Raw genomic sequence first — 10,067 nt, 5'->3', positions numbered from 1 at the left:
ACGACCTCACCGCCGCCCGCGAACATGCGCTGGGCGCGCTGTACGCCGCCGCCTCACAGGGGCTGCCGACCCTGGCCGACGGCGGCTACGAAGGCACCGGAATCGGAGTGCACACCCCGATCAAACACCCACCCGGCAACCAAGTCCTCGATGCCGACAACCGCACCTACAACGCCCTGCTACGCAGGCTGCGCTGCCTCGGCGAACGCGGATTCGCCCTGCTCACCGGCCGCTGGCGCACCTTACAACGGATCACCGCCAGCCCCAGCAAGATCGGCAGCATCATCCAAGCCGCACTCGCCCTCACTCACCTCGAACACCGGCCGACCTGAAACTCGCTGAGATCAACTCAGTGAGCCGCTAGCGTCAACAAGTGGAACGGTATTGGAGGGTGAAAATGCTGACAATGATGCGTCAGCAGGGGATCAATTCGGGTCACATGTTCGCCGCAGGCATGGCCTCGATCGGATTAAGTGTGGTCAGCTGGGTTGCATCGCTGAATGCGGAAAATTCTACCGCGCGCGCGGACCGTTGGGGGATATTTGTCGGCGAGTGGGCTCCCAGTTTTTTCGCTCTGGGGGTGGCACTACGTATTGAGGAAACTCAAGAGTCGAAAAAACCTCGCTAATCTCCTGTTGGCACCGTGACTGGTTGGTTCTCTTCAGGTGGACGGGGAATCCGGTCCCGTGATGGTCGCGTCTCAGTGCAGGCGGACTTGAAGGATCACATGGTTGCTTCTGGGCGGCGTGGTTCCCTCTAGCGCGCTGCCGTGCGTGCCGACGGCGCAACGCGTGGCTTCACTGGACACCGAGTGGGCTGGGACGTCGGAGTCTTGAATCCGCGGGGATCATGTCGGGCTGCCGGCCTGGTCGTTATCGCGAGATGTTCGGCAGTCAACTGCGCAGGGACAGTGGCACCGCCTGATCAGCGACCGCGGGGGGAGTCGCCTCATGGCCGGGCCGGTCGCTCCTGCGGGTAAAGGCAGTGAACCCGTCACCGTGCCCCCGGCGGCTGCTGGGCATCGGGTCATGCCTATTCAGTCGCGACGGAGACGTGTAGGCTCGGGAAGTGGCGGGCCCTCCGTGCACAGCCGGCGGCTGTGATCAACGTCGACCGTGTGAACGACACCGGTCAACCGACGCTGTTTCGAACAAACGCTGTGATTGACACGCTGTGATTGACGCAGAGATACGCGACCTGCCCTGAACCTACTTATTCGAACGGACCTCGCTTCCACACGGACACCGCTTCCGAACGGAGACCGCTCCGAAGCGACGAGTCGAGTTCGCTCATCGACGTACGCCTTCGCGTACACGTCTCAGAACCGGCGACGCCAGACCCGTCGCCGTCAAGGAGTTCCCCATGTCCACCGCTCACGTTCACTCACGTGCATCCGGTACCGACGTCGCACCCGTGGTGTTCAGCCACGTGCCGACCCAGCCTCCGACGGCCGTGCCGGTGACGGCCGCGGCGGCCGACCGCGCGCGCCGCATCTCGTTCTCCTCCGCGCCCGCGGCGTTCGGAAGTGAGCTGCTCCGATGACCGATTTCGCCGAAGCTCCCGCGAAGACCGGCGGAGAGTACGCGGCTCTGCTCCACGAGGTGCGGGAGGCGGGGCTGCTCCGCCGTCGGTACGGTTACTACGCACTCCGGATCTCCGCCAACCTGCTGGTGTTCGCCGGTGCCTGGGTGGCGTTCGCGTTCCTCGGCGACAGCTGGTGGCAGCTGGGCATCGCCGCCGTGTTGGGCGTCGTGTTCGCCCAACTGGCGTTCATCGGCCACGACGCGGGGCACAAGCAGATCTTCCGCACCCGCAAGCCGAACGACGTCATCGGCACTGTGCACGGGGGACTCGTCGGGATGAGTTACCGCTGGTGGGTCAGCGGGCACAATCGTCACCACGCGAACCCCAACCACGAGGACCACGACCCGGACCTCGACATCTCCGCGTTGGCGTTCACCAGCAAACAGGCCCGGCTCAAACAGGGATTCCTGCGCTGGATGGCCAAGCACCAGGCGTGGCTGTTCTTCCCGCTGCTGTGCCTGGAAGGGCTGAACCTGCACTTCAACGGGATGAAGGCGGTGTGGCAGGGCAAGACGAAGGGCCGCAAGGTCGAAGGCGTCCTGCTCACCGCGCACCTGGCGGGATATCTGACAGCCGTGTTCGTCGTGTTGTCGCCGGGAATCGCGGTGCTGTTCATCGCGGTGCACCAGATGCTGTGGGGCATCTACATGGGATGCTCGTTCGCCCCCAACCACAAGGGAATGCCGACGATGAGCGGCCAGTCGGTGGACTTCCTGCGCAAGCAGGTGCTCACGTCACGGAACGTGCGGGGCGGCTGGTTCACGGACTTCCTGCTCGGCGGGCTGAACTACCAGATCGAGCACCATCTGTTCCCGAATATGCCGCGCCCGCACCTGCGGCGTGCCCAGCCCATCGTGCGCCGTTTCTGCGACGACCACGGCATTCCGTACAGCCAGACCGGGTTGATCCGGTCGTACCGGCACGTACTGGAGCACCTGCACGAGATGGGTGCCCCGTTGCGTGCGGCCGACCGGGCCCGCGCGGCCGCATAGCGGCGGCGGGTTCTCAGTCCGGCACATAGGCGGAGAGCTGAAGGGCGAGGGCATGTCGGTCGACGGCCTTCGCCCTTCTCGCCTGCCGGGGTTCAACAGGCAGTGAGGGGCCTGCCAGGATTCCCCTGACCCAGCGGGCGACCGTGCGTGGCGACGGCACCGGTTCGTCGCTCAGCCGTGCGAGCACGACCGGGCGTTCGGCGGGGTTCGTCTCGACCGCGACCGCCCACCCGGCGCGTTCGTCCCAGATCAGCATCAGATCGCGGCCCGGCCACGTCGGCCTGCGCGTGGACAGGCCGAGATACGCGGTGGCGGTGTCGCTGATCTCGAAGCTCATGCCCTCGTCCGGGACGTCCAGTTCGGCGGCGACCGCACGGACGTAGCCGTCCAGAGCGCGTTGTAGTGCAGGGGTGCTGTCGACGTCCATGTCGGTGTCCATACGAGCCTCGATCCTCCGGGACTCCGTTGTGGTCGCGCTGGTGTGGTCGCACGGCCTTGTTGCTGTGGCCGCACGGCGTTGTCGTGGTCGGCGGCGCCGTGATCGTACGCTCGGGCGCACGCGGCACCGGCCGTGCCAGACCCGGGCCGCGGCGTCGCGGTCTCGTGGCTACCCGGTCATCCCGACATTACGTCATACGCCAAGGAAAGCGGGCGCACCGGGAAACCGCCGCGAGCGCGTAAACTGGGAAGTGTCGACGGCACTTCGCGCGTGAGCGGCCAAGCTCGCGTCTCCGACGACGAAACACCACGTCGGCCGCATCGCGGCCGGGACGGAGAATCGACATGACGTCGATCCCGCGCACACCCACCATCGACACACAGACCTCTCTCGCCCCTTCCGCACCACAGCGCCATGCTCGGCTGCGGGTCAAGTCCGAACAGCGCGCCACGGGACACGTCGACGGCGCGTGGTGGCCCTGCTCCCGCGACCTCGCCGCGGAACTGCCGGAGCTGCTCGAGGCCCTGGGAACACCGTGGGGCCCGTGGGAGCGAGTGACATACAACCTCGCGGCGTGGGAGCCCGTCGCGCGCAAGGTGGTCATCGACGGCGTGCGGATCCGGGTCGAAGGATTCAACTCCCAGCCACCGGAGACCGTGACCGTCATCGGTGGCCAGGGGCGCGGCCGGTTGACGCTGCTCGTGGTGCCGCCCGAGGCCGTTCCGGCATCGGCGCGCGCATCGCTGACCGCGGCGTCGCAGGGCGGCAACACGGACGGCGTCGACAGGCTGCTCGGGTTCGTCGACACGGCAGACATGGCGGCGTCGACGCAGCGCTGGGAGCTGGACGGCGGGATGGTCCGATGAACACCGCGAGCGCACTCCGGCGACCGGGCGCGGGCCCGGCCGCCGTGGTCGGCGAGGAGTTCCGTATGACGGCGAGCGATCGGAACACCGGGCCGCCGCGGCCCGCCCTGATCACCCCCAGACTGGTGTTGCGCGGCTGGCACGTCGCGGACGCGCCCGACGCGCTGGCGATCTATCAGCACGCGTCGGTCACCCGTTGGCTCAGCCCGGCCATGGCCAGAGTGCCGGATCGAGCGGCCATGCGGCGGCTGCTGCAGCAGTGGATCGCCGAGACCGCCTGCCTCGACGTGGCCGCCGGGCACTGGGCCGTCGAACGGCGCAGCGACGGCCGCGTCATCGGCGGCGCGTCGATCCTGCCGCTCCCGCCGGGCAACGACGACCTCGAAATCGGCTGGCAGCTGCATCCCGATTTCTGGGGACGCGGTTACGCGGGCGAGGCGGGCTACGAGCTCGCGAACTGGGCGTTCTCCCATGACGTGGACGAGCTGTACGCGGTCGTGCGGCCCGACAACACGCGAGCCGCCGCGAGCGTGCGCCGCAACGGCATGCAATGGGTCGGGGAGACCGACAAGTACTTCGGGACGCCCCTGCAGGTGTTTCGCCTGCGCCCGGCCGATCTCGAACGCACCGCGCCACTCGGCCAACTGCCGCCCGCCTATCAGGACGACTGACAGGGCCGACGGATCTTCGTCCGGCGCGACGGCCGTCGTTGCCGGACGATGGACGACGGGGGGCAAGTGACGACACACGCAGGAGGACGGCATGAGCGACGCCGCGGACTTCAACCGCAGGACCATCGAGGAGTTCCGTGCCAACCACGGCAAGGTCGGCGGACCGTTCGAAGGCGCACCGCTGCTGTTGCTGCACACCCTGGGTGCCCGCAGTGGCAAGCAGCGGGTCAACCCGATGATGTATCTGACCGACGGCGACCGCTATCTCGTGTTCGCCTCCAACGGGGGCGCTGACACCCACCCGGACTGGTACCGCAACCTGCGCGCCAACCCGAGCGCGCGGATCGAGGTCGGCGACATCGACCTCGACGTCGAGGCCACGGACCTGGAGGAGCCGGAACGCACTGAGAAGTACCGCATCCAGGCCGAGCGTTACCCCGGCTTCGCCGAGTACGAGCAGCGGACCGGCCGAGCGATCCCCGTCGTCGCACTCAGCCCCATCGGCCAGATCCCCTGACCACCGCGGGCCGGCGGCGAACCATGCTCACGGGTCGGCCGATCCGCCGGTACGGACCCGGTCGGGTTCATGCGCGGTGCGGTGCGCGGACAGCGACGACAGCGGCCGCTCCGAGGGCAAGGCCATAGAGCAGGTAGGTGACGAACAGGCCGCCGGTTGTTCCGGTGGACGTGAGCGCGCCGCCGGCGGAACGGCCGAGCAGCCCTCCGATCGCCTCGGCGGTGATGACCGCCGTGGCCAGCTCCGTGGCGCTGAAGCCGCTCGAACCAGCGGTGCTGGCCATGAGATACAGGCTCGGGTAGGCCAGGCCGACACCGGCTCCCGCCAACGCCCACGCCGCCACGGCGGCCGGTACGGACGGAGTCGTCGCGAGCAGGGCCGTCAACCCGACGGTGCCGACTGCTGCCATCGCCAGGCCTATGACGGGGAAGCGGTGCCCGCTCCGGTGTCTTCGCAACACGGTCGTGGCGAGACTCGTCGTGCCCCACGCGAAAGGGGCTGCTCCGAGGACGATCGCGGCCTGGCCGAGCCCGGTGTCGTAACCGTCGGTGAGTAGCACCGTGACGAGGCTGTCCGCCCCGAAGTATCCGAACGCGAACAGCACCATCGCCGCCAGCGCCGCGGGGTGCCCCGGCGGAGGGTTGCGGTGCCGCGGGGCATGATCGCTACGGTTCCCGCGATCGCGACCAGGCAGCCCAGCACCGCGAGCGGCCCGCCACCGACGTCGAGGACGAGGACGCACGCCCCGAGCGGCACGAGCAGCGTCCGACCGAGCGGTCGAGCAGGCTCGGCCGACGCGGCCGCGCTGCGGCGAACCACACGGGCGACCAGCACTCGGCCGAACAGGACGATCGGCACCGGGACCAGGAGCGTCCAACGCCAGCCGACGAGATGCTCCAGCCCGAGTGTGGCCGCGGGTCCCACGAGCGCGGGCAGGATCCACATGGCCGCGGATGCCGCCACCACGCGTTCGCGAATCCGGTCGTCCAGGTGTTCGATGGCCGCGCCGATGCCGAACACGCCGAGCAGCCCACTCGACAGGCCCGCGGAGAACTGTCCCGCGGCGAACACCCATGCAGTGCCCGACGACGCCGCGACGGCCAGCCCTCCGACGTATCCCACGACACCGGCGGTGAGACCCGCGGCTGCGCCGATCCGCCGGATCACCCGGGTGGCCAGCGGTAGCGCGACGAACAGCCCCAACGTCGACCCGGCTATCAGCAGGCCGAGTCGGTCGCGTGCGACGAGATCGGTGGCGACCACCGGAAGCAGCGTCGAGGCCACGAACCCCGTGACGGCAGCGCCGAACTCGAGCGCCACGATGCCGAACGCCAACCCGGTGTTTCGGCGGAGGGGCACGTCGGGCAAGGCTAATCGCGGCCCCGGACGGGGACAACCTCGCCGATACCGTCCCATGCAGGCCGGTTCGACTGGTGCCGGCGGCGTCGTGCGTCAGCCGGCGCGGCGGACGCGCAGGCCGTCGAAGGCCACGGCGGCGACGGCGTCGGCCACCGTGTCGGCGTCGACGCCGCCGCGCGGCCGGTACCACTCGACCAGCGAGTTCACCATGCCGAACAGCAGCCGGGCCGAGGTCGCCGGGTCGACGTCCGGCCGCAGGTCACCGTCGGCCGCGGCCTTGCTGACCAGGTCCGCCACGATCTGGTCGAACTCGCGCCTGCGCGCCAGCGCCGCCTTCTCGACCTTCGTGTTCCCGCGGACGCGCAGCAGCAGCGTGACGAACGGCAGCTGCTCCACCAGCACGCCGACGCTGGCTCGCACCAGCCGTTCCAGCTTCTCGATCGCGGGGCCGTCGACGGACTCCAGCCGGTCGACCTCCGCGAACAGGCCGTCCAGCGCGCGGCCCACGGCCAGCTGCAGCAGTTCGTCCTTGCTGCGCACGTGGTGGTAGATCGCCGACTTCGTGATGCCGAGCTTGCGCGACAGATCCTCCATGCTGGTGCCGTCGTAGCCGCGCTCGTTGAACAGCGTGACCGCGACCATCAGCAGGGACTCGAGGTCGTAACCGGGCCTGCCGCGCCGGGTACGGGTCACCGTGGGTGGTTCGGTCATGGCCACATCATCGCAGCTCGCATCACTGCGGCGGCCGTTGGTCGACCACCCGGCGGAGCTTGCCGACCGAGCGTTCGAGCGACTCCGGATCGACGACCTCCACCCCGACGGTCACCCCGACGCCGTCCTTGACCCGCTCGGCCACCTCGTTCGACGCGGCCCGCCTGCGTTCCTGCGGCGCGTCCGGATCCGCCTCGACGAGCACCGTCAGGTGGTCCATCCGGTCCTGCCGGGTGAGCCGGAGCTGGAAGTGCGGCGCGAGCCCGTCGGTGCCGAGGACGATCTCCTCGATCTGCGTGGGGAACACGTTCACGCCACGCAGGATGATCATGTCGTCGCTGCGGCCGGTCACCTTGTCCATCCGCCGGTACGCGGGGCGTGCGGTGCCGGGGCGCAGCGCCGTGAGGTCCCGCGTGCGGTAGCGGATGATCGGCAGCGCTTGCTTGGTGAGCGAGGTGAACACGAGCTCCCCCGTGACACCGTCGTCGAGCACGGTGTCCTCGAGCGGATCGACGACCTCGGGGTAGAAGTGGTCCTCCCAGACGTGCAGCCCGTCCTTGGTCTCGACGCACTCCTGAGCCACACCCGGACCCATCACTTCGGACAGTCCGTAGATGTCGACCGCGTGCAGGTTCATGCGCTCCTCGATCTCGCGGCGCATGTGCTCGGTCCACGGTTCGGCACCGAAGATGCCGACCTGCAGGGATGTCGAGCGCGGATCGATGCCCTGGCGTTCGAACTCGTCGAGCAGCGTCAGCATGTACGACGGCGTCACCATGATGACCTCGGGCCGGAAGTCGGTGATGAGTTGCACCTGCCGTGCCGTCATGCCGCCGGAGGCGGGGACGACGGTGCAGCCGAGTTTCTCGGCACCGTAGTGCGCGCCGAGCCCGCCGGTGAACAGGCCGTAGCCGTAGGAGACGTGGACCTTGTGGCCGGGACGGCCGCCCGCGGCGAAGATGGACCGCGCCATGACGCCCGCCCAGTTGTCGATGTCGGTCGCGGTGTAGCCGACGACCGTCGGCTTGCCCGTCGTGCCGCTCGAGGCGTGGATCCGGCTGACCTCGCTCTCAGGGACGGCGAACATGCCGAACGGATACGCGTCGCGCAGGTCGCTTTTCGTGGTGTACGGGAACTTGGCGAGGTCGGCGAGCTCCCGGCAGTCCTCCGGACGGACACCTGCCTCGTCGAACTTGCGGCGGTAGAGCGGAACGTTCTCGTAGGCGTGCCGCAGTGTCCACTGCAGACGTTCGAGTTGCAGCGCGCGGAGCTCGTCGATGCTCAGCCGCTCCTCCGCCGACAGGTCGTCGAGCGCGGGCGCCGAGCCCCGCCGCTGCGTGTTCGGCACCTCGTTGTGCGTGGTGGTCATGGTCGCGGGCTCCTCAGGACGTGATCTGACCGACGGTTCTGCTGCGGCCGCGGAACTCGGCGACGACCTCGCGCCCAGCGCCCGTCTCGCGGTGCACGGTGACGTCGTAGATGCCGTTGCGGCCGTACCGGGTGCGCTCGACGGCTTCGGCGACGAGCTCGTCGCCCAGGCGCACGCTGGTCACGAACGAGATCTCGGCGCCCGAGGCGACGGTGACGGGGCCGTGGCTGTTGCATGCGGCGGCGAACGTCGTGTCCGCCAACAGGAACAGGTATCCGCCGTGCGCGATGCCGTGGCCGTTCACCATGTGCTCGGTGATCCGCATGGCGGCGACGGCCTCACCGTCGACGGCACGGGTGACGTCGATGCCGAGCGTGGCCGAGGCGGTGTCGGATTCGAGCATGGTGCGCGCAGCGTCGCTGACCTGCGCCGCCGGGACGTGTGCCGCCGGATGGGACACGAGGCTTCACCGCCTTGCCTGTTCGCCGGGGCTCGCCCGTCGCAGCAGGCCGACCGACGTACTCGCCGACCGGCTTGCTCTTCGATCGGGTCGATTGCTGACCGGTGTTGCTAACTGACCGAATGGACGGTAATGAATTCGCGTGACGAGTAAAGGCCAGCGCGAGAACCGATGTCAAGAGGAGAATCCCATGAACGAGGCGTCCGTGCCCACCGGTCCGAAGGTCGTCGGCGTGATCGGCGGTGGCCGGATGGGAGCGGGGATCGCGCAGGTCTTCGCGGTGCTCGGGGCACGGGTCGTCGTCGTGGAGAGCGGTGACGAGGCGGCCGAGGCGGCGCGGCGGCGAGTCGCCGACGGGCTGTCGAAGGCCGCAGACAGGGGCAAGCTCGCAGACCCGCCCGAGGTGGTGTCGGAACGGGTCGCCGTGGCCGGTGCGGTCGGTGACCTGCCCGCGCACGCCGAGCTCGTGGTCGAAGCCGTGCCGGAGCGGCCCGAGGTGAAGGTGGAGGTGCTGACGCAGGCCGAAGCGGTCGTCGGCGCCGAAACGGTGCTCGCGAGCAACACGAGTTCGCTGCCGGTCGCCGAACTCGGCGCTCCGTTGAGCAGGCCGGGACGCTTCCTCGGTATGCACTTCTTCAACCCCGTGCCCGCGTCGAAGCTGGTCGAGGTGGTCATGCCGCCCGCGGTCGACGGGGGTGTCGTGGAACGGGTCCGCGGCTGGGTTCGGGCGCTCGGCAAGACCGACGTCGTGGTGCGCGACTCGCCGGGATTCGCGACGAGCAGACTCGGCGTGATGCTCGGGCTGGAGGCCATCCGGATGCTCGAGGAAGGCGTCGCCGACGCGGAGGCCATCGACAACGCGATGGAACTGGGATATCGGCACCCGATGGGCCCGCTGCGCTCGACCGACCTCGTGGGGCTCGACGTGCGCCTCGCGATCGCCGAGCACCTGCATTCGGCGCTCGGGGAGCGGTTCGCGCCCCCGCGGCTCCTGAGGGACAAGGTCGCGGCGGGCGAGCTCGGCCGCAAGGTGGGCAAGGGATTCCACGACTGGAGTTGAGGCCCGGCGAATTCGTGGTCTTGCCGTCCGGCGTGGGCC

At 69.1% G+C, this 10,067-nt stretch carries 14 protein-coding genes; 8 read left to right on the top strand and 6 right to left on the bottom strand.

Annotated elements, in window-relative coordinates; translation table 11 throughout:
* From LY13_RS10120 to LY13_RS10105, 4 genes are all read left to right on the top strand, one after another.
* On the top strand, window positions 1-332 hold a 332-nt coding region (locus LY13_RS10120; protein WP_253828062.1), incomplete at its 5' end, for a transposase family protein.
* Window positions 333-373: 41 nt separating this feature from the next.
* Window positions 374-628, top strand: coding sequence for a hypothetical protein (locus tag LY13_RS10115; RefSeq protein WP_253828061.1), 255 nt, complete (start codon window positions 374-376; stop codon window positions 626-628).
* A 734-nt stretch (window positions 629-1,362) separates the two neighbouring features.
* Entirely contained in the window at window positions 1,363-1,542 is a 180-nt protein-coding gene (locus LY13_RS10110; protein ID WP_253828060.1) for a hypothetical protein, read from the top strand.
* Window positions 1,539-2,576: a fatty acid desaturase family protein gene (locus LY13_RS10105; protein ID WP_253828059.1), complete on the top strand. Its 1,038-nt coding sequence runs from the start codon at window positions 1,539-1,541 to the stop codon at window positions 2,574-2,576. Before LY13_RS10110 ends, LY13_RS10105 begins: the two co-directional genes overlap by 4 nt.
* Before the next feature lie 13 nt (window positions 2,577-2,589).
* Here LY13_RS10105 and LY13_RS10100 read toward each other — a convergent pair whose 3' ends face one another.
* On the bottom strand, window positions 2,590-3,015 hold the full coding sequence (locus LY13_RS10100; RefSeq protein WP_253828058.1) for a DUF6292 family protein: 426 nt from the start codon (window positions 3,013-3,015) through the stop codon (window positions 2,590-2,592).
* Window positions 3,016-3,359: 344 nt separating this feature from the next.
* Here LY13_RS10100 and LY13_RS10095 point away from each other — a divergent pair, with 344 nt between their 5' ends.
* From LY13_RS10095 to LY13_RS10085, 3 genes are all read left to right on the top strand, one after another.
* Window positions 3,360-3,881 (top strand): DUF5994 family protein, encoded by a 522-nt coding sequence (locus LY13_RS10095; protein ID WP_253828057.1) that lies wholly within the window; start codon window positions 3,360-3,362, stop codon window positions 3,879-3,881.
* 65 nt (window positions 3,882-3,946) lie between these two features.
* A complete protein-coding gene (locus tag LY13_RS10090) occupies window positions 3,947-4,552 on the top strand; it encodes a GNAT family N-acetyltransferase (RefSeq protein ID WP_253828081.1) in 606 nt (201 codons plus the stop codon).
* A 91-nt stretch (window positions 4,553-4,643) separates the two neighbouring features.
* Window positions 4,644-5,069 (top strand): nitroreductase family deazaflavin-dependent oxidoreductase, encoded by a 426-nt coding sequence (locus LY13_RS10085; protein WP_253828056.1) that lies wholly within the window; start codon window positions 4,644-4,646, stop codon window positions 5,067-5,069.
* A gap of 67 nt (window positions 5,070-5,136) precedes the next feature.
* Here LY13_RS10085 and LY13_RS10080 read toward each other — a convergent pair whose 3' ends face one another.
* From LY13_RS10080 to paaI, 5 genes are all read right to left on the bottom strand, one after another.
* On the bottom strand, window positions 5,137-5,478 hold the full coding sequence (locus tag LY13_RS10080) for a hypothetical protein (protein ID WP_253828055.1): 342 nt from the start codon (window positions 5,476-5,478) through the stop codon (window positions 5,137-5,139).
* Between the two features lie 8 nt (window positions 5,479-5,486).
* A complete protein-coding gene (locus LY13_RS10075) occupies window positions 5,487-6,428 on the bottom strand; it encodes an MFS transporter (protein ID WP_253828054.1) in 942 nt (313 codons plus the stop codon).
* Between the two features lie 93 nt (window positions 6,429-6,521).
* Window positions 6,522-7,139: a TetR/AcrR family transcriptional regulator gene (locus tag LY13_RS10070; protein ID WP_253828053.1), complete on the bottom strand. Its 618-nt coding sequence runs from the start codon at window positions 7,137-7,139 to the stop codon at window positions 6,522-6,524.
* A gap of 22 nt (window positions 7,140-7,161) precedes the next feature.
* Complete coding sequence (paaK, locus tag LY13_RS10065) at window positions 7,162-8,508, bottom strand: phenylacetate--CoA ligase PaaK (RefSeq protein ID WP_253828052.1); 1,347 nt, start codon at window positions 8,506-8,508, stop codon at window positions 7,162-7,164.
* 13 nt (window positions 8,509-8,521) lie between these two features.
* Complete coding sequence (gene paaI / locus LY13_RS10060) at window positions 8,522-8,911, bottom strand: hydroxyphenylacetyl-CoA thioesterase PaaI (protein WP_253828080.1); 390 nt, start codon at window positions 8,909-8,911, stop codon at window positions 8,522-8,524.
* 247 nt (window positions 8,912-9,158) lie between these two features.
* On the opposite strand from paaI, the gene LY13_RS10055 reads away from it, so the two are divergent.
* Complete coding sequence (locus tag LY13_RS10055; RefSeq protein ID WP_253828051.1) at window positions 9,159-10,028, top strand: 3-hydroxyacyl-CoA dehydrogenase family protein; 870 nt, start codon at window positions 9,159-9,161, stop codon at window positions 10,026-10,028.
* The last annotated feature ends 39 nt before the right edge of the window (window positions 10,029-10,067 follow it).

Origin of the sequence: Prauserella aidingensis (genome assembly GCF_024171865.1) — a bacterium.
GTDB classification, from domain to species: domain Bacteria; phylum Actinomycetota; class Actinomycetes; order Mycobacteriales; family Pseudonocardiaceae; genus Prauserella; species Prauserella aidingensis.
The sequence above is the reverse complement of the archived record's forward strand: the minus strand, read 5'-3'. Positions and strand labels throughout refer to the sequence as shown.

Excerpts from the sequence above, each read along its gene's own strand:
- LY13_RS10085 (WP_253828056.1), top strand. The coding sequence starts at position 4,644 with ATGAGCGACGCCGCGGACTTCAACCGCAGGACCATCGAGGAGTTCCGT.
- paaI (WP_253828080.1), bottom strand. The coding sequence starts at position 8,911 with ATGCTCGAATCCGACACCGCCTCGGCCACGCTCGGCATCGACGTCACC.
- LY13_RS10070 (WP_253828053.1), bottom strand. The coding sequence starts at position 7,139 with ATGACCGAACCACCCACGGTGACCCGTACCCGGCGCGGCAGGCCCGGT.
- LY13_RS10055 (WP_253828051.1), top strand. The coding sequence starts at position 9,159 with ATGAACGAGGCGTCCGTGCCCACCGGTCCGAAGGTCGTCGGCGTGATC.
- LY13_RS10110 (WP_253828060.1), top strand. The coding sequence starts at position 1,363 with ATGTCCACCGCTCACGTTCACTCACGTGCATCCGGTACCGACGTCGCA.
- paaK (WP_253828052.1), bottom strand. The coding sequence starts at position 8,508 with ATGACCACCACGCACAACGAGGTGCCGAACACGCAGCGGCGGGGCTCG.
- LY13_RS10090 (WP_253828081.1), top strand. The coding sequence starts at position 3,947 with ATGACGGCGAGCGATCGGAACACCGGGCCGCCGCGGCCCGCCCTGATC.
- LY13_RS10100 (WP_253828058.1), bottom strand. The coding sequence starts at position 3,015 with ATGGACACCGACATGGACGTCGACAGCACCCCTGCACTACAACGCGCT.
- LY13_RS10080 (WP_253828055.1), bottom strand. The coding sequence starts at position 5,478 with ATGGCAGCAGTCGGCACCGTCGGGTTGACGGCCCTGCTCGCGACGACT.
- LY13_RS10095 (WP_253828057.1), top strand. The coding sequence starts at position 3,360 with ATGACGTCGATCCCGCGCACACCCACCATCGACACACAGACCTCTCTC.
- LY13_RS10105 (WP_253828059.1), top strand. The coding sequence starts at position 1,539 with ATGACCGATTTCGCCGAAGCTCCCGCGAAGACCGGCGGAGAGTACGCG.